Source organism: Kitasatospora nipponensis, from assembly GCF_039528135.1.
Lineage (GTDB): Bacteria > Actinomycetota > Actinomycetes > Streptomycetales > Streptomycetaceae > Kitasatospora > Kitasatospora nipponensis.
The window spans coordinates 1-18,352 of the sequence record NZ_BAAALF010000172.1 but is presented as its reverse complement, the minus strand read 5'-3'; the positions used below and the strand labels follow the sequence as shown (position 1 = coordinate 18,352).

Sequence of the window (18,352 nt, the reverse complement as noted above, 5' to 3'; positions counted from 1 at the left end):
GCCCGGCCGCCGCCGGCCCCGCGGCCGCCTCCGCCCCCGGGGGCAGGGGCTCGCCCGGTCCGGCGGGCAGTGGCTCGCCCGACCCGGCGGGCGAGGCCCACCGGCCCGGCAACCCCGACTGGCCGATCACCCAGGCCGGACCCGACCGGGCTGTCGAGGGCTGGGCGGACCGGGTGAGCGTGCTGCCGGGCGAGAGCTTCGGGCTGTACGTGTCGACCACGGCGCCCGGCTTCACGGTCTCCGCCTACCGGATGGGCTGGTACGGCGGCGCGCGCGGCCGGCTGGTCTGGCAGTCCGAGCGGCTGCCGGGCGTCCGGCAGGCGGCGGCGGCCGTCGACCAGCGGACCCGGATGGTCTCCACGGCCTGGACGAAGTCCACCACGGTGACCACCACGGGCTGGCCCGAGGGCAGTTACCTGCTGCGCCTGGACGCCGACGGGAACGCCGGGCAGCGGTACGTGCCGATCACCGTCCGCTCGGCCGTCACCAGCGGCCGGACCGTCGTGGTCAACGCCGTCGCCACCTGGCAGGCGTACAACGAGTGGGGTGGCTACAACCTCTACAACGGGCCGACCGGGGGGTACCCGACCCGCTCCCTGGTGACCTCCTTCGACCGGCCCTACCAGTACGCGAACGGCGCCGGGCTCTTCCTCGTCTACGAGGCGCCGCTGATCGCGCTGGCCGAGAAGCTCGGCATCCCGCTCGCGTACGTCACCACGACCGACCTGGCCGGGCAGCCGGACCTGCTCAGGGGCGCAACCGCGCTGCTCTCCCTCGGCCATGACGAGTACTGGTCGCCGGAACAGCGCGCGCACGTCACCGCCGCCCGCGACGCGGGGACCAACCTGGCGATCCTGGGAGCCAACTGCTGCTTCCGCCGGGTCCGCTTCGAGCCCTCGCCGACCGGCCCGGACCGCCAGGTGGTCTGCTACAAGACCTCCTACCAGGAGGACCCGGGCTTCAAGGCGGGCCATCCGCCCACCAACGACTACCGGGCCGCCCCGCAGGCCGATCCGGAGAGCACGCTGCTCGGCGTGATCTACGACGGCTACCCGGTGGACGCCCCGTACGTGGTCACCGACCCGGGCCACTGGCTCTTCGCGGGGAGCGGGGTCGCGGCGGGTGACAGCTTCCCGCACCTGGTCGGGGTGGAGTACGACCGGGTCAACACCGCCTTCACGACGCCCCGGCCGATCGAGATCCTGGCGCACTCGCCGGTGGTCTGCGAGGGGCGCAAGAGCTTCAGCGACACGGCCTTCTACGCCGCGCCCAGCGGGGCCGGGGTGTTCGCCAGCGGCACCATGCGGTGGGTGGAGGCGCTGGACGCCACCGGCGACGGCAGCTCGGGCGCCGACCATGCGATGAACGCCAAGGCCGGCGCTTTCACGCAGCAGGTGACGCAGAACCTGCTGACGGCGTTCGCGGCCGGGCCGGCGGGGCGGGCGCACCCGCCGCAGGACAACGTGGCGGCGGTGTACGCGGGGAAGGGGTGAGGGGTGGGGGTGGGGGTGTTGATGTCCGCTGAGGGTGCGTGCGGTGACGGCGGGCCGCTGACGGGTGGGCGCTGACCGGCGGGGGGCGAGCGTTGCGCGCTGACGGTTGCCTGATGACGGCTGTCGGACGACAGAAAGGCGATGCCAGCTGACAGATTCTGAAATCTGTCAGCTGTCATCGCCCATTCGTAAACCGTCAGCCGCCGGCCGTCAGGCCCCGGCCCCCCGGCCTCAGCCCCCGTTGCCGACCTTGAACACCTCGGCCACCGCCGGAGCCGCCGCCTGGGCGCCGAACCCGCCGCCCAGCACCTCGGCGGAGACCGCGAGGTTGTCCTTGTAGCCGGTGAACCAGCTGTTGGTGGGCGCGGTCGCGGAGACCTCGGCGGTGCCGGTCTTGCCACCGAACATCTGCCCGGTGATCCCCTTCATCGCCGGGGTCGCGGTGCCCTGCGGATCGGTGACCACGCTGTTCATCATGCTGCGCAGCTTCGCCAGCACGTCCGGCGAGAGCTGCCGGGCGGCCGGCTGCTGCGGCAGGCCGTCCACCAGGATCGGCATCTTGAAGGTGCCGCTCTGCACGGTGGCCGCGACCGAGGCCATCGCGAGCGGGTTCATCGTGACCTTGCCCTGGCCGATGTACTCGCCGGCCGTCTCGTCCTTGCTCTGCCCGGCCCCGGGGACCACGCCGTCGACGTTGCTGATGCCGGTCTTCCACGGCACGCCGATCCCGAAGACGTCCTTGGCCACCGACGCCAGCTGGCCGGACTGCAGCGAGAGCCCGCCCTGCTTGATGAAGGCGGTGTTGCAGGAGATGGTGAAGTCCTGGGTGAAGGTGTTGGTGAGCTGGTCACCCGTGAAGTCGTTGTGGTAGGTCGTCCCGGTGGTGATGTGGTCCGGGCACGGCATGGTGGCGTTCGGGTCCAGGCCCGCCTCCAGCAGCGCCGTGGCCGTGATCACCTTCATCGTGGAGCCCGGCGCGGTGGCGCCGAGGAACGCGGTGTTGAAGCCGGTCGCCGGCGCGTTCGCCACCGCCAGGATGTGCCCGCTGCTCGGCTCGATGGCGACCATGGCGCTCGTCTTGTTGCCCTTGGCGTACTGCTCGCTCACGGCCTTCTCGGCCGCCGCCTGCAGGTTGGCGTCGATCGTCAGCTTGAACGGCTTGCCCGGCTTGGGGTCGACCACGGTGAAGAGCGGCTCGGGCTTGTTCTTGCCCGCGTCGTCGGTGATCACCACGCCGGTGCCGGCGTCGTTGGGGTCACCGGTCGGCGCACCCTGCTGGAACTTCAGCAGGATCTGGCTCAGCGAGGGGAAGTTCGTCAGCGGCTGACCGTTGCGGTCGGTGATCTTGGTGGGCGGGTTGAAGACCGGCTGGGTGGTGATGGTCTCGCCGGCACCCAGGTGCGGGTGGATCACCGTGGGTGCCCAGTGCACGGCCGCCTTGCCGTCGCTCATCTTCACCATGCCGACGTAGCCGGTGTAGTTCCAGACGTTGGTGGTGCCGGCGAACTCGACCTTCGACTTGTAGCTGAGCAGCACCTGGTTGGCCGGCGCCGCCGAGGCCGAGGGCGAGGCGGGCGCGCCACCGGTCGGGGAGCCGGCGGCGGAGGGCGCGGGGCTCGTGGCCGCCGCGCCGGAGGGGCCGGCGGTGGCCGAGGCGAAGGCGGCCGGGGTGGCCGGACCGCCCGGGGTCAGCGTCACCGCGCTCGGCTTCACCTTGTCGCGGAAGGCGCTCAGCGCCGCCAGCGAGCCCTGCGGGTCGTCGGTCAGCTGGGAGGCGCCGGCCAGGTCGCCCTTGGACCAGGCGTCCAGGAAGTCCTTGGCGCCGTTCGCCGCGAGGTCGGCGGCGGGTGCCTCGGCGACCACCGTGCGGACCTTGGGGGCCGAGTCGGCGGAGGTCTTCTTGTCCGACCCGACCAAGGAGTAGGCACCGTAGCCGCCGGCCGCGAGCATGGCGGCCGCGATGGCGCTGATGATGCCGGTCTTCGCGCCCTGGCGCATGGTGCTGCTCCCCCTGGGGTGACTGCTGACACGGTCCGCGGCCGGGACAGCCGAACGGCAGCGGAATCCCGCCAGCCTAAGCCGTCGCATGCGATGCACCCGGCGTGCACAGCCCACTCGTGACAGAGCTGGTACACACCCCGGAACCGGTCCGCGGCCGGGAAACGGCCGCTCAGACCCAGCTGGTGAACCACATCCGGGCCCGCCAGTCGCTCATCGGAATCGTCTGTCCGGTGTAGAGCGGATAGAAGTACAGGAAGTTCCAGACGATCAGCAGGACCAGCGCCCCGGCCGCCACGCTGCCCACCAGCCGCCGTTCGAAGGTGGCCCCGGCGGGCCCGATCAGCGCGCCGATCATCATGGTCACCGCCAGGACCAGGAAGGGCACGAAGGCGACCGCGTAGAAGAGGAAGATCGTCCGGCTCTGGTACTCGAACCAGGGCAGCAGGCCCGCGCCGAGGCCGCAGAGCACCGCGCCGGCCCGCCAGTCGCGCCGCAGCGCCCACCGGTACAGGCAGTAGAGCAGCGCCGCCACGCCCGACCACCACAGCAGCGGGGTGCCGATCGCGAGCACCTCGGAGGCGCACGCGTTGACCTTGCAACCGCTCTGCCCGAGCGTGGGCGACTCGTAGTAGAACGAGACCGGCCGGCCCAGCACGAGCCAGCTCCACGGGTTGGACTGGTACATGTGCGGGCTGTGCAGGTTGATATTGAAGTCGTACATCTGGCTGTGGTAGTGCCAGAGCGAGCGCAGCCCCTCGGGCACCCAGGTCATGTCGAAGCGGAACGGCATCCTGACCCGGCCCAGCAGCGGCAGTGTGACGAACTCGGTGGAGAGCCCGCGGTGGCCCACCGCCCAGTCGCGTCCGTAGCCGCCCTTGCCCGGCAGGTTGCTGCTGGCCAGCCAGCCCGACCAGGACGAGACGTAGACGAGCACCGAGACCAGCACGATCGAGCAGAAGGCCGGCAGGCCGTCGCGCCGCAGCGCGGACCAGTACGGGCGCCGCGCGCCGGAGATCCGGCGGGCGCCGATGTCCCAGAAGACGGTCAGCAGGCCGAAGAAGGCGGCCACGTACATGCCGCTCCACTTGGTGGAGCAGGCCAGTCCCACGCAGACGCCGGCCGCCAGCCGGTAGGGGCGCCAGCCCAGGCGCATCCGGTGGGCCGTCAGGGCGTCGGGCACCCCGTCGAGGACCCGCGCGATCCGCCCGCGGGTGTGGTCGCGGTCGATCAGCAGGAAGCCGAAGGCGGCCAGGATCCAGAACATCACGATCAGGTCGAGCAGCGCGGTGCGGCTCATCACGAAGTGCAGCCCGTCCACCGACAGCAGCAGGCCGGCCACGCAGCCGAGCAGGGTGGAGCGGAAGAGCCGGCGGGCGATCCGGGCGAGCATCAGGATCGAGGCGGTGCCCAGCAGGGCGACCATGAAGCGCCAGCCGAGCGGGTGCATCCCGAAGACCTGTTCGCCCATCCCTATGATCCACTTCCCGACCGGGGGGTGGACGATGAAGGACGGGTCCGTCTTGTACGGGATGACCTGCGGGGTGGAGAGGATCTGCGAGTTGGCGGTGTCGGCCCAGTTGGTCTCGTAGCCGCCCTGCCACAGGGAGTACGAGTCCTTCGCGTAGTAGGTCTCGTCGAAGATGATCCCGCCGGGGCTGCCCAGGTGCCAGAAGCGCAGCAGGCCGCCGAAGAGCGCCACCGCCAGCGGGCCCAGCCAGCCGATCGAGCCGCGCAGGCTCTCGGGCAGGCGCAGGCCCGCCGCTCGCAGCCGCGGGAGTCCGGCGGGTGCCGCGCCCGCACCGGGGTGCTCGGGCATCGGCGGGACCAGTCGCTCGGCGAGCGGGGGCAGCGGCTCGGGGGACCGGTAGCCGAACCGGGCCAGCCGGCCCGCCCAGCCGCGCCCGTCGTCCTGCGGCACGCCGCGTGACCCGCCGTCCGCCTCGCCGGTCGGGTCGCTCTCCGCGCTGGTGCTCAGGTCGGTCCCCGCAGGGGTCTGCGCGATGGTCTCGACCACTGCCGGCTCTGCCGCCGTCTCGCCGTTCACCCGCACATCGTAGGGGCGGGGCCGAACGGGGGAACGGCTCCCTCCGAAGCTGCCCGGTTCGTCACCAATCTCCCCACCGGGCCCGCCGGGACCGGCGAGGGCTCCGGGGCTGGGAGGATGGCCGGGTGACAGGAGTACTGGTTCTCGCAGGCACACCCATCGGCGACGTCGCGGACGCCCCGCCCCGACTGCTCACGGAGCTGGCGGCGGCCGAGGTGATCGCCGCCGAGGACACCCGGCGGCTGCGCCGGCTGACCCAGGCGCTCGGCGTGCAGCCGACCGGCCGGGTGCTCTCCTACTTCGAGGGCAACGAGGTCGGCCGCACCCCCGAGCTGGTGGCGGCGCTCACCGGCGGCGCCCGGGTGCTGCTGGTCACCGACGCCGGGATGCCCTCGGTCTCCGACCCCGGCTACCGCCTGGTGGCGGCCGCGGTGGAGGCCGGGATCAAGGTGACCGCCGTGCCGGGGCCCTCCGCCGTGCTGACCGCGCTGGCGCTCTCCGCGCTGCCGGTGGACCGCTTCACCTTCGAGGGCTTCCTGCCGCGCAAGGCCGGTGACCGCTCCCGCGCGCTGGCCGAGGTCGCCGCCGAGCCGCGCACGATGGTCTTCTTCGAGGCGCCGCACCGGATCGCCGAGACGCTGGCGGCGATGGCCGAGGCGTTCGGCGCCGACCGGGCGGCCGCGGTCTGCCGGGAGCTGACCAAGACCTACGAGGAGGTCAAGCGCGGCCCGCTCGGCGAGCTGGCGCTCTGGGCCGCCGAGGGCGTGCGCGGCGAGATCACCGTGGTGGTGGCCGGCGCCCCGCCGGCCGCGCCGCAGCAGCTGACCCCGGCCGAGCTGGCCCGCCGGGTGAGTGTCCGCGAGGAGGCGGGCGAGCGCCGCAAGGAGGCCATCGCGGCGGTGGCGCTGGAGCTGGGCCTGCCCAAGCGGGATGTCTTCGACGCGGTGGTGGCGGCCAAGAACGCGTCCTGAGGAACCCCCGAACATGCCCCCCGGGACGTGGTGCCCGGGGATCCGCTCGCGCGTACCGTGGACAGCGGACGCCACCGCGTACGCCGGTGTCACCGACGTTCGACGCACGCCCTGCGCCCGCGCGAGAAGGTAAAGCCAAGCCCCGCTAAACCCCCGCTGAGCTGCGGTTTTCGGGGGTTTTCGTACAGGGCTGGCCAACTCCGGGCCAAGTCTCGGCAAGCCGGGCATCGGCACCGGGGGCCTGGGCATTCCATCGGATGGAAAGACCCGAACCGGACGAACGTCCGGCGGGCGCTGGGAGACCGCGATGAGCGAGACAATCGGTAGCCCTCTGGGTGGCACCCCCTCGACCGGTCTGAAGCCGGCCCGGGATCAGGACCCCGCCACCCTTCCCGGAGCGGGCGGCCAGCCGGCCGCGCGGGCCGGCGACCACCCGCGCATGGTCGTCGACATCGTCCGGGAGGCCTACTCCTTCGCCTGCCTCAGCTGTGGCTACGGCTGGGAGCAGGCGTACGACATCGAGCACCACCAGGCCCGGGACGGGCACACGGTGATCCAGTACTTCGCCAACGGTGTCCGCGTCCCCTCCCCGCTGCTCAAGCCGAGCTGCCCGGGCTGCGGCGGGCACACCGTGCGGATCATGCGGGCGGGGCGGGTCGCCTCGGTCGAGCACTCCCTGCACCCCGCGCCCGGCTGGACCACGAGCGGTGAGCCCGCGACCCCCAGCGAGCCCAGGCCGCACCGGCCGCGCCGGTACTGGTACCAGTTCTGGCTGCCGCGCTCCTAGCGCCCCCCGATCCGGCCCGGCCGAAACGTTTCCGCCTGCCGCCGGCGGTGCGACCCGGTCGGGCCGCGCCGCTAGGCTCTGGAGCCATGGCTGCCAAGGACGACCGCTCCACCCCGCCCCCGCTGCCCGCGCCGCTCGCGGTGGCGGTGGCCGACTCGCACACCCACCTGGACATGCAGTCCAACAGCCCGGCCGAGGCGCTCGCCAAGGCCGCGTCGGTGGGGGTCGACACGGTGGTCCAGGTCGGCTGCGACCTGCCCGGCTCGCGCTGGGCCGCGGCGCTGGCCGCCGAGTTCGCGCAGGTGCACGCCGCCGTCGCCCTGCACCCCAACGAGGCGCCACGGATCGTGCTGGGGGACGGCGACGGCTGGTCCGGACAGCGCCGGACGGCCGGCGGCGGGAGCGCGCTGGACGAGGCGATGGCCGAGATCGACCGGCTGGCCGCGCTGCCGCAGGTGCGTGCGGTCGGCGAGACCGGACTGGACTACTTCCGCACCGGTCCCGAGGGCGTGGACATCCAGAAGGAGTCCTTCCGCCGCCACATCGAGATCGCCAAGCGGCACGGCAAGGCCCTGGTGATCCACGACCGGGACGCCCACGAGGACGTCATCGAGCTGCTGCTGGCCGAGGGCGCCCCCGAGCGCACCGTCTTCCACTGCTACTCCGGCGACGCGGAGATGGCCAAGGTCTGCGCCGAGCACGGCTGGTACCTCTCGTTCGCCGGCCCGGTGACCTTCAAGGCCAACCAGCCGCTGCGCGACGCGCTCGCACTCACCCCGCTGGAGCGGATCCTGGTGGAGACCGACGCGCCGTTCCTCACCCCGCATCCCTACCGCGGCCGCCCCAACGCCCCCTACCTGATCCCGGTCACCGTGCGTTCGATGGCGCAGACGCTGGGGCTGGGCGAGGACGAGCTGGCCGGCGCGATCGCCGCGAACACGGCCCGCGCCTTCGACTACTGAGCGTTCCGTCGCTACGGAACGCCTATCCTTGCCCGGTGAGCACCACCGACCCCACCCCCGCCTCCGACGGCCACCTGCTCGGCGCCTCCGACATCCGGGAGCTGGCCGCCGCCCTCGGGGTGCGCCCGACCAAGCAGCGCGGCCAGAACTTCGTCATCGACGGCAACACGGTGCGCCGCATCGTGCGCGCCGCCGAGGTGACGCCCGAGGACGCCGTGGTGGAGGTCGGTCCCGGGCTCGGCTCGCTGACCCTGGCGCTGCTGGAGGTGGCCGCGCACGTCACCGCCGTGGAGATCGACCCGCTGCTCGCCCAGCACCTGCCGACCACCGTCGCCGCCCGGATGCCGGGCCGCGCGGACCGCTTCGACCTGGTGCTCAGCGACGCCATGGAGGTCACCGAGCTGCCGGGCCCCGCGCCCACCGCGCTGGTGGCCAACCTGCCGTACAACGTCGCCGTCCCGGTGCTGCTGCACATGCTGGCCACCTTCCCCAGCATCGAGCGCACCCTGGTGATGGTGCAGTCCGAGGTCGCCGACCGACTGGCCGCCAAGCCCGGCAACAAGGTCTACGGGGTGCCCTCGGTCAAGGCCAACTGGTACGCCGACGTGAAGCGCTCGGGCGCGATCGGACGGAACGTCTTCTGGCCCGCGCCGAACGTCGACTCCGGGCTGGTCTCGCTGGTCCGCCGACCGGCGCCGGTGACCACCGCCACCCGGCGCGAGGTCTTCGCGGTGGTCGACGCCGCCTTCGCCCAGCGCCGCAAGACCCTGCGGGCCGCGCTGGCCGGCTGGGCCGGCTCGCCGGCCGCCGCCGAGCAGGCGATCGCCGCCGCCGGGATCGACCACACGCTGCGCGGCGAGATGCTCACCGTCGAGCAGTTCGCCGCCATCGCCGAGCACAAGCCCCGGGGACCCGTGCTGTGAGCCGTTCCACCGGCGCCGTCGCCGGCCCCGCCGCCACCGTCACCGTCCGCGTGCCGGCCAAGGTCAACGTGCAGCTCGGCGTCGGCGGCCTGCGCACCGACGGCTTCCACGACCTGGCGAACGTCTTCTTCGCGGTCGCCCTCGGCGACGAGGTGAGGGCCGAGGCCGGCGCGCCCGGCAGCGGCATCGTGCTGACCTGCGAGGGCCCGGACGCGGCGCTCGTCCCGCTGGACGCGACCAACCTGGCCGCCCGCGCGGCCCAGCTGCTCGCCGACCGGCACGGCCTGGCCCCGGACGTGCGGCTGCACATCGCCAAGGACATCCCGGTGGCCGGCGGCATGGCCGGCGGGAGCGCGGACGGGGCGGCCGCGCTGGTCGCCTGCGACGCGCTCTGGGGCCTGGGCACCCCGATGGCCGACCTGCTCGCGCTGGCCGCGGAACTCGGCTCGGACGTGCCCTTCGCGCTGCTCGGCGGCGTCGCGCTGGGCCGCGGCCGCGGTGAGCTGCTCACGCCGCTGGAGGTGTCCGGCAGCTTCCACTGGGTCTTCGCCACCGCGGACGGCGGCCTGTCCACCCCCGCGGTCTTCCGCGAGTGCGACCGGCTGCGCGAGGAGGCCGGCACCGGGTCGAGCGACACCGACGTGCCGACCCCCGACCCCTCCGCGGTGCTGCTCGCCGCGCTGGCGGACGGCGACCCGGTCGCGCTGGCCGGCGCGCTCGGCAACGACCTGCAGGCTGCGGCGCTCTCGCTGCGGCCCGCGCTGGCGGCGTGCCTGGCGGCCGGTACCGAGGCCGGTGCGCTCGGCGCGCTGGTCTCCGGCTCCGGGCCGACCTGCGCCTTCCTGGCCAAGGACGAGCAGGGCGCGCAGGCCGTGGCCGCCGCGCTGATCGCCTCCGGCACCTGCCGCACCGCGCGGGCCACCGTGGGACCGGTCCCGGGCGCGGCGGTCGTCGACCGCTGAGGCGGGGGGTTCGGGGGCCGCCGACTAGGCTGGGTACTCCAGTCGTCCGACCAGTCCGGACGCGTCCGATCCCAGGAGCGCAGAGTACGTGGCCGTGAACCTCGCCACCATCGAATCCGTGACGAAGGTCTACGGCACCCGAGCCCTGCTCGACGGGGTCAGCCTCGGCGTCAGTGAGGGCGACCGGATCGGCGTCGTCGGCCGCAACGGCGACGGCAAGACCACCCTGATCCGGCTGCTCGCCCTGCTGGAGGAGCCGGACTCCGGACGGATCACCCACTCCGGCGGCCTGCAGCTGGCCGTCCTGACCCAGCACGACTCGCTCGACCCCGCGGCCACCATCCGCCACGAGGTGATCGCCGACCGGGCCGACCACGAGTGGCTGGGCGACGCCCGGATCCGCGACATCATCCAGGGCCTCTTCGGCGGCCTCGACCTGCCCGGCTTCGCGGACGGCCTGGACACCGTGATCGGCCCGCTCTCCGGTGGCGAGCGCCGCCGGATCGCGCTGGCCAAGCTGCTGCTCGGCGAGCACGACCTGGTGGTGCTGGACGAGCCCACCAACCACCTCGACGTCGAGGGCATCGCCTGGCTGGCCCAGCACCTGCAGAACCGGCGCTCGGCGCTGGTCTGCGTCACCCACGACCGCTGGTTCCTCGACCAGGTCTGCACCCGGATGTGGGACGTGCAGCGCGGCGAGGTCCGCGAGTACGAGGGCGGCTACTCCGACTACGTCTTCGCGCGCGCCGAGCGTTCCCGGATCGAGGCCACCGAGGAGCAGAAGCGGCAGAACCTGGCCCGCAAGGAGCTCGCCTGGCTGCGCCGCGGCGCGCCGGCCCGGACCTCGAAGCCGCGCTACCGGATCGAGGCGGCCAACGCGCTGATCGCCGACGTCCCGGATCCGCGCGACAAGAGCGAGCTGATGAAGTTCGCCAACGCCCGCCTGGGCCGCACGGTCTTCGAGCTGGAGAACGTCACCGTCAAGGCCGGCCCGAAGCTGCTGCTCGAGCAGCTCACCTGGAACCTGGGCCCCGGCGACCGGATCGGCCTGCTCGGCGTCAACGGCGCCGGCAAGACCTCGCTGCTGCGCGCGATGCAGGCCGCCTACGACTCGCAGGGCGACGTCCAGCCGGCCAGCGGCGTGATCAAGGTGGGCAAGACCGTCCGGCTGGCGTACCTCTCCCAGGAGATCGCCGAACTCGACCCGACGACCCGGGTGTTGCAGGCCGTCGAGCAGATCCGCGGCCGGGTCGACCTCGGTAAGGGCCGGGAGATGAGCGCAGGCCAGCTCTGTGAGCAGTTCGGCTTCGGCAAGGACAAGCAGTGGACCCCGGTCGGCGACCTGTCCGGTGGGGAGCGGCGCCGGCTGCAGCTGCTGCGGCTGCTGATGGACGAGCCGAACGTGCTCTTCCTCGACGAGCCGACCAACGACCTCGACATCGAGACGCTCAACCAGCTCGAGGACCTGCTCGACGGCTGGCCCGGCTCGATGATCGTGATCAGCCACGACCGGTTCTTCATCGAGCGGACCACCGACACCGTGCAGGCGCTGCTCGGCGACAAGCGGATGCGGATGCTCCCCAACGGCGTCGACGAGTACCTGCAGCGCCGGGCGGCGGTCGCCGCGGCGGTGGGCGCCGCGGCCACCGCGGCGTCGGGCGTCTCCGCCGCCGGCTCGACGGCGAAGTCGGCCGGTGACCTGCGGGCGGCGAAGAAGGAGCTCCAGCGGATCGAGCGTCAGATCGCCAAGCTGGACCAGCAGGAGGCCAAGCTGCACGCCCAACTGGCGGAGCACGCGGCCGACTTCTCCAAGGTCGCGGAGCTGGACGGACAGCTGCGCAAGGTCAGGGAGGAGAAGGAGGAGCTGGAGTTCAGCTGGCTCGAGCTCGCCGAGGGCACGGAGTAGGCGGGGAGCAGGCGCGTAGGAGAGCGCACGCAGGGGGCGGGGCGGCTGCCGGGTGATCAGCCCAGCAGCCGCTCCAGCTCGCCGGCCGCGCGGGCCAGTGCGCTGCGCCGCGGGTCGTGCGGGCCGCCGGGCGCCTCGATCGCGCCGCCCGGCGGGCGGTGCCGGCGGGCCGAGGCGGCCAGCCGGTCCAGGGCCGCCGACACCCTTGCCACGTCGGCGGGTTCGGCCGCCGGCCCGCCGTAGCGCAGCTGGGCGGCATGGGGCGCCACCGCGCCGCTGAGCCGGCTCAGCGCCGCCGTCGCCGGCAGCCAGGCCTCCGCCCGGCGGGCCGGCTCGGTCAGCCCCTGCTGCACCTCGCGCCGCACGTCCGCCAGCGCCCGGTAGGCGGTGCGCCGCAGCCAGACCTGGGACGGCGGTCGCCCGCCTCCCGCGGTCACCGAGTCGAGGTACCCGCGCAGCGCCCCGGTCGCCGCGACGATCAGCGGTTCGATCCGGTGCGGGGCGCGCTCGGGCCACAGCAGGTAGCCGAAGACCAGCACGATCCCGCTGGCCAGCGCCGTGTCGAGCACCCGCGGCCAGAACTCCGTCACCCCGCTGCCGCCGCCCAGCTGCACCAGCCCCAGCGCCATCGGGGTCATCACCGCGGTGTTCAGCCCGTAGTGCGCGGCCGCCGTGGAGGGCAGCAGTGCCACGCAGAGCGCGACGGCGGCGGCGAGCAGCCAGCGGTCCGTGGTCAGGGCGAGCAGCCCGGCGGTGACCACCACGCCCAGGACGGTGCCGGCCGCGCGGCTGACCGCCCGCAGGAAGACCGAGCCGAGGTCGGGCTTGAGGACGAACGCCACCGTCATCGGCACCCAGTACCCGCGCTCCAGCGGCAGGCCCGCCGTCACGGCCCCGGCCACCGCGACGCAGAGCGCCACCCGCAGGCCGTAGCGCACCGAGCCGCGCGACAGCAGCCGGGCCCGCAGGCGCCAGGGGTCGGGCGGAGGCGCGGGGGCGGTCCGCACAGCGGTGGCGGGATCGGCCGGCCGCCCGGTGACGGCGTCCGCCGCCGTGCGCAGGGCCGCGTCCAGGGCGCGCAGGGCGGGGGTACCGGGCGTCCAGTCCGGCACGAGGGGGGCCGGCGGGGTGGCGGGTGCGTCGGGGGCGGGTGCGTCCGGCGCGGGCTCGGCGTGCAGGGCCCGCGCCAGGGCGCCCGGGACCGCGGCCACCTCGGGCGGCACCGGTCGCCAGGCCCAGAGCAGCCCGCTGGCCGCCTCGGTGGCCGCGAGGGCGGCCTCGTAGGACCGCCGCAGCCGCCGCAGCTGCGCCGGCTCCGGGCGGCCGCCCGGGTGTCGGTGCGGCAGCTGGTCCTGCAGCTGGTTCAGCCGGGCCGTCAGCAGCCGCCGGTCCGCGGCCCCCTGCGGCGGCTCCAGCGCGGCCAGCAGGTCGCCCAGTGCCCGGTAGACCGCGGCCAGGGTCCGCAGCCGGGGATCGGCGGCCGGGCGGCGCCGGCGGGGCGGCCGCAGCAGCCGCAGCCGCACCACGAGGGCGGCCCCGGCCAGCATCATCGGCCCCGCCGCCCACCACGGACGGGCCGGCCCGAGCCCGCCGCCCAGCGCGGCCGACACCAGCAGCAGCATCCCGGCCGCCGACCCGCGTGGTCCGGTCGCGCTCACCGCGCCCGAGACGAAGCCCACCGCCGTCAGGACCAGCGCGGCCGGCCAGGCGCCGACCCGGTCGTGCAGCAGGGCGCCGCCGATCAGCATGCCCACCGCCGAGGCCCCCAGGGCGGTGCCGATCCGCACGGCCCGCAGCCGGCCCGGTTCGTCCCGGTCGTTCATCGTCGCGTGCATCGCCCCGAGTCCGGCGAACACCCCGAGGTCCAGCCGTCCGGCCGCCAGTCCCGCGAAGAGCGGTACCGCCATGCCGAGTGCCGCCCGCACCACCGGCGCCCACGGCAGCGCCGGCCGGACCGGCCGCACCGCCCGTACCCACCAGGGTGGTTCGGCGGGCGACGGGATCAGGGGGAAGGTGGCGGGGGTTTCGGGGGAGGGGGTGAGCGTCATGTCGGTCCCGTCGTCCTGGGATTGGTCCTGGAGCGGTGAGCGACGCTGCGGCACTGCCTCGGATCCAACCTCCCACACCACTCCCGGACTTCTCCGCGCAGCCCCCGTCGCGCCCGGTCGGCCGGCTCCTCCGGACCGGCCGCATGACAAGTCCGTACCGATAACGCCCTTCCACGGCAAGGCCCCTGCCGGAGTGACAGATCGGCTCGCTAGACTGTCCACGGTGGCTACTGACCGGTTGCGGACGGTGGTCGATACGACGAGGGACTTCGAAGGCGAAGACGAGTTGCGGCACGACGGCCCGGCGCCGGTCGTGTACGGGGGAGGTGGACTGCAGTGAACGCAACGGCGCTGCCGGACGGCGGCGGAAGCGGCTGGATCGGCAACCTGTTCACGACTGCGAGGAACGTCACGCTCATGGCGGGCCAGGTGTCGAACGACATCAAGCTCGGCAAGCTGAGCGCGCAGAACGTGTCCGTGGAGATGGACACCCTGACGGGGTTCAAGAAGCAGGTCGACCAGATACTGACGGACCTCTACGGGTCCCCCGCCGACTCGTCGACACTCGCCAACCAGACCCTCGAGCCGAGCCACGTCGGGGTCGGCTTCGCCGAGTCGGGGGAGCTGATCGATGGCTACAACGTGGTGCACACCAACCTGGTCACCCTCTCGCAGACCCTCTCGGACCAGATCGAGGCGATGGGCATCGCGCTCAACGTCTCCATCAACGGCTACCAGAACGTCGACGAGTCGCAGCGGCAGTCCCTGTGGCGGATCCACAACCAGACGGACGCCCAGTTCCAGTCCGGCGTGAACCCGTCGGGCATCGTGACGCGGCCGGCCACCGACGCGACCGTGACGCCCCCGGCCCCCGGCACGCCCGGCACGACCACCACCGCCCCGGTGACCAAGGGCGGTGGCGTCGGATGAGCAGGCCGGGGAACGCAGTTCAGACGCCTAACGCCACGGGGAGTGAGTGATGTCCGACAGGTCTTCCGTCGACGACGGACCGCACGACATCTTTGCCGCGATGTCGCACCAGGACCTGCTGAACATGGTCAAGGACGCCCAACCGAGCGTCATGTCCACGCGCAGTGGTGCCCTGCACACGGCCGCCAGCCACCTGGCCGACATCAGCCTGCAGTTGAAGACCAACGTGCAGAACCTGGAGTGGACCGGGGACGCCGCGGACAGCTTCCGCGACTGGGCGGGCAAGGTCTCCACCGCGACCGACCAGCTCGGCACCTACACCAAGACCGCGGCCACCACGATCGAGACGTCCAGCACCGCGCTGGGCGTGGCGAAGGCGATGCCGGGCCTGCCGACCGCGGACATGGCCATCGTCTCCCGGCACAACCTGCAGCCGCCGGTCGATCCGATCACGGACAGTTCGAACCAGTTCACCAAGCCGGGCTGGGTCACCCTCAAGGCCGCGCAGGAGGCCCAGGCCCGGGTCGACCAGGAGCACCAGGACGCGGTCTCGCACATGACCACGCTGGCGGCGACCTATACGCAGTCGGCGTCCGAACTGCGGGCTACGCAGCCCCCGCTCTTCCCGCCGACGCCGACCGCGGTGATGGGTCCGCCGCCACAGTCGGTCGAGGGTTCGCAGGGAGTCTCGTTCCGCGGCCCGAGTTCCTCCGGTACCAGTACTCCCCGCTTGGTCGCCAGTCGCCCCACGGCCCCGGTTCCTGCTCCGGTGCCGGGCCAGCCCACGCCGTCCCCGCAGCCGCCCGGGATGCACCCCGGTCCGGTGCCGGGGCCGCCGATCCACACGCCGCCGCCGGTCGGGGGCCCCTGCCCACCGGTCCCCGGACCGGTCGCCCCGGGACCCGTGCAGCCCACGCCCGGCCCGGTCTCCAACCCCGTCCCGCCGCCGAGCACCGGCATCGACAGCGCCCCGCCCGCGCCGATTCTGCCGCCGACCCAGGGCGGCACGACCGGCACGCTTCTCGGACCCGGCGTCGACCCGGGCGGGTCCACCGGCCCGGGCGGCTTCGGTGGCGGCTACCCGGTTGGCGGTCCCGGCGGTTACCCCGGCGGGGGCGGTGGCTACCCCGGGGGCGCCGGCAGTCTCGGCGGGGCCAAGGGCGGTGCCTTCGGCGGATCCTCCGGGATCGGTGCGAAGAGCGGCTACGGCGGCTCCTACGGTGGCGCGCGTGGCTCCGGCGGGCTCGCCGGCTCCAGTGTCGAAGAGGGCATCTCCGGCGGCGTCGGCCGTCCTGGCTCCTCGTCAGGCCGCGGTCAGCTCGGCGCCAACGCGATCGGTGCCGAGGAGGGCGCGGCCGGTGGCGGTCGCGGCGGCCTGGGCGGCGCCGGCGGCGGTGGCGCGATGGGCGGCGGTGGTGAGGGCGGCATGATGGGCGGCCGCGGCGGTGCCGGCGGTGCCGGTGGTGCTCGTGGTCGTGGGCTGGTCACCGCCGAGGGCGGCGAGGTCGGCGCCCGGCGCGGACCGGCCGCGACCGGTGAGTTCACGCCGGGCGGCAGCGGCCTGCGGGCCCGGGCCGGCGCGAACGCCGAGGGCCGACCCGGAGCCGAGGGCGAGGGCAACGGCATGATGCCCGGCGGCCTCGGTGGAGCGAACAAGAGGAAGAAGGACCGGCGCAACCGTGCGGACTACCTCGTCGAGGACGAGGAGACCTGGACGGGTGGTACGCCTTCGAGCAACCCGGACGTGATTGGGTAAGGCTCGGAACCCTGCCCGGCCACTGGGTCAGCCCCGGTGGCCGGGCAGTTCTGTGTGAGTCGGACCGACCGGCCGGCGGCTACAGCGACGAGGGGAATGCGATGCGGCGAACGGGAGCGCGAGCGCGGAGTGTTGCCGCGTTGCTGGTGCTGGGGACGGTCTGGGCGGGTGCCTTCGCACCGGCTGCCGTGGCGGCCGACACCCCGCGGGACGCCGAGTGGCACCTGGACGCCCTGCACATGCCCGAGGTCTGGCAGACCAGCACCGGGTCCGGCGTCACGGTCGCGGTGATCGACACCGGGTTCAAGGAGGACGCGCCCGATCTGACGGGCCAGTTCCTCCCGGGCAAGGACCTCAGTGGCCTGCCGGGAGGGGTGACCACCGACCCGGTCGGCCACGGCACCTCGATGGCGAGCATGATCGCCGGAACGGGGAAGAGCTTCAATGGGAAGGGTGCGACCGGACTGGCTCCGGGGGCGAAGATCCTCCCCATCAAGATCAACTCCAATGCCGACCCGAGTACCGAGATCGGCCGTCCGGCCTCGCTCAAGCAGATCGACGAAGGCATCACCTATGCCGTCGACCAGGGCGCCAAGGTCATCAGCATCTCGCAGGCCATCCGGCAGGTCGACATCTCGCCGTCCGACATCGCGGCTCTCCAGAGCGCAGTCGACTACGCGATCAGCAAGGGACGGCTGGTCGTGGCCGGGGCGGGCAACAGCGGCGAGCAGGACAACGCGGTGATGTACCCGGCGGCGGCCCCGGGTGTCGCCGCCATCGCCGCGCACGACCGCAACGGGACGGCCACATCCGAGTCCGAGCATGGTCCCTATGTCGCCCTGGGCGCGCCCGGCATCGACATCTACGCCGTCTGTACTGAACCAACCGGCTACTGCGTCACCCACGGCACCTCGGACGGCACCGCGCTGACCGCCGCCTCCGCCGCCGTCCTCTGGTCCCTGCACCCGGACTGGACCGGTAACCAGATCCTGCGCGTGCTGATCAACACGGCCAACAAGCCCAACGACGGCTCCACCCACTCCAACTACATCGGCTTCGGCAACATCAGCCCGCGCAACGCCATCCACTACACCGGCGACCCGGGCCCGGCGACCGTGAATCCGCTGGTGGCGGCCGGCATCGGGGTCGCCCCCTCGGGGGCCGCCTCCGCGCCGGCCAGTGCCCCCGCCTCCGGCGCGCCGTCCTCGGCGAAGCCCTCGTCCGGAGCGACGGCCGCGCCCTTGTCGACGCCCTCGGCGCCGTCGGCCGCCTCGCCGGTGGCCACGGCCGGGAAGTCCTCGGGGTCGGGCAGCCTGCCGTGGATCCTGGGCGGCGGGGTGCTCGCGCTGCTGGTGGTGGGCGGTGTGGTGGTCCTGGTCCGCCGCCGCCGTGCCCCCCAGCTGCCCGCCGACCTGCCGCCCGCGCAGCCCCCTTACGGGCAGCCGTACCCGCCGCACGCCGGCCAGCCCGCGCCGCCGGCCGGCTACGGCACCCAGCCCGCCGCCCAGCCGTACGCCGCGCCAACCGATTCGCCCGCTCATCCACCTCCCCGTACGACACCTCCACACC

At 73.7% G+C, this 18,352-nt stretch carries 13 protein-coding genes; 10 read left to right on the top strand and 3 right to left on the bottom strand.

All coding sequences use genetic code 11. The features are described from left to right. On the top strand, positions 1–1,493 hold a 1,493-nt coding region (locus ABD323_RS32215), incomplete at its 5' end, for a N,N-dimethylformamidase beta subunit family domain-containing protein (protein WP_344445584.1). A 231-nt stretch (positions 1,494–1,724) separates the two neighbouring features. Here the strand turns inward: ABD323_RS32215 and ABD323_RS32210 are convergent. Both ABD323_RS32210 and ABD323_RS32205 read right to left on the bottom strand, forming a co-directional pair. Beyond that, positions 1,725–3,491 carry a penicillin-binding transpeptidase domain-containing protein gene (locus ABD323_RS32210; RefSeq protein ID WP_344445583.1) on the bottom strand — a complete coding sequence of 589 codons (1,767 nt, stop codon included), beginning with the start codon at positions 3,489–3,491 and terminating at the stop codon, positions 1,725–1,727. A gap of 172 nt (positions 3,492–3,663) precedes the next feature. Continuing rightward, positions 3,664–5,412: a dolichyl-phosphate-mannose--protein mannosyltransferase gene (locus ABD323_RS32205; protein WP_344445587.1), complete on the bottom strand. Its 1,749-nt coding sequence runs from the start codon at positions 5,410–5,412 to the stop codon at positions 3,664–3,666. Positions 5,413–5,663: 251 nt separating this feature from the next. Here ABD323_RS32205 and rsmI point away from each other — a divergent pair, with 251 nt between their 5' ends. The 6 genes from rsmI to ABD323_RS32175 all read left to right on the top strand — a co-directional run bounded on the left by rsmI (position 5,664) and on the right by ABD323_RS32175 (position 12,049). Beyond that, positions 5,664–6,509: a 16S rRNA (cytidine(1402)-2'-O)-methyltransferase gene (rsmI, locus tag ABD323_RS32200; protein WP_344445582.1), complete on the top strand. Its 846-nt coding sequence runs from the start codon at positions 5,664–5,666 to the stop codon at positions 6,507–6,509. A gap of 307 nt (positions 6,510–6,816) precedes the next feature. Then, positions 6,817–7,296, top strand: coding sequence for a hypothetical protein (locus ABD323_RS32195; protein ID WP_425556235.1), 480 nt, complete (start codon positions 6,817–6,819; stop codon positions 7,294–7,296). Positions 7,297–7,382: 86 nt separating this feature from the next. After that, the gene (locus ABD323_RS32190; RefSeq protein ID WP_344445581.1) at positions 7,383–8,258 is read left to right on the top strand and encodes a TatD family hydrolase; all 876 of its coding nucleotides are present in this window, start codon (positions 7,383–7,385) and stop codon (positions 8,256–8,258) included. A 35-nt stretch (positions 8,259–8,293) separates the two neighbouring features. Next, positions 8,294–9,181 (top strand): 16S rRNA (adenine(1518)-N(6)/adenine(1519)-N(6))-dimethyltransferase RsmA, encoded by an 888-nt coding sequence (rsmA, locus tag ABD323_RS32185; protein WP_344445580.1) that lies wholly within the window; start codon positions 8,294–8,296, stop codon positions 9,179–9,181. Continuing rightward, the gene (locus ABD323_RS32180; protein ID WP_344445579.1) at positions 9,178–10,143 is read left to right on the top strand and encodes a 4-(cytidine 5'-diphospho)-2-C-methyl-D-erythritol kinase; all 966 of its coding nucleotides are present in this window, start codon (positions 9,178–9,180) and stop codon (positions 10,141–10,143) included. Before rsmA ends, ABD323_RS32180 begins: the two co-directional genes overlap by 4 nt. 88 nt (positions 10,144–10,231) lie before the next feature. Next, complete coding sequence (locus ABD323_RS32175) at positions 10,232–12,049, top strand: ABC-F family ATP-binding cassette domain-containing protein (RefSeq protein ID WP_344445578.1); 1,818 nt, start codon at positions 10,232–10,234, stop codon at positions 12,047–12,049. A gap of 56 nt (positions 12,050–12,105) precedes the next feature. On the opposite strand, the gene ABD323_RS32170 is transcribed toward ABD323_RS32175, so the two are convergent. Then, a complete protein-coding gene (locus ABD323_RS32170) occupies positions 12,106–14,097 on the bottom strand; it encodes an FUSC family protein (protein WP_344445577.1) in 1,992 nt (663 codons plus the stop codon). 336 nt (positions 14,098–14,433) lie between these two features. Between ABD323_RS32170 and ABD323_RS32165 the strand changes: the two genes are divergently transcribed. The 3 genes from ABD323_RS32165 to ABD323_RS32155 form a co-directional block, all read left to right on the top strand. Further along, positions 14,434–15,027, top strand: coding sequence for a hypothetical protein (locus ABD323_RS32165; protein ID WP_344445576.1), 594 nt, complete (start codon positions 14,434–14,436; stop codon positions 15,025–15,027). A 49-nt stretch (positions 15,028–15,076) separates the two neighbouring features. Next, a complete protein-coding gene (locus ABD323_RS32160; RefSeq protein WP_344445575.1) occupies positions 15,077–16,783 on the top strand; it encodes a WXG100 family type VII secretion target in 1,707 nt (568 codons plus the stop codon). Positions 16,784–16,929: 146 nt separating this feature from the next. Then, the coding region (locus ABD323_RS32155; RefSeq protein ID WP_344445585.1) for a S8 family serine peptidase at positions 16,930–18,352 on the top strand (1,423 nt) is incomplete at its 3' end.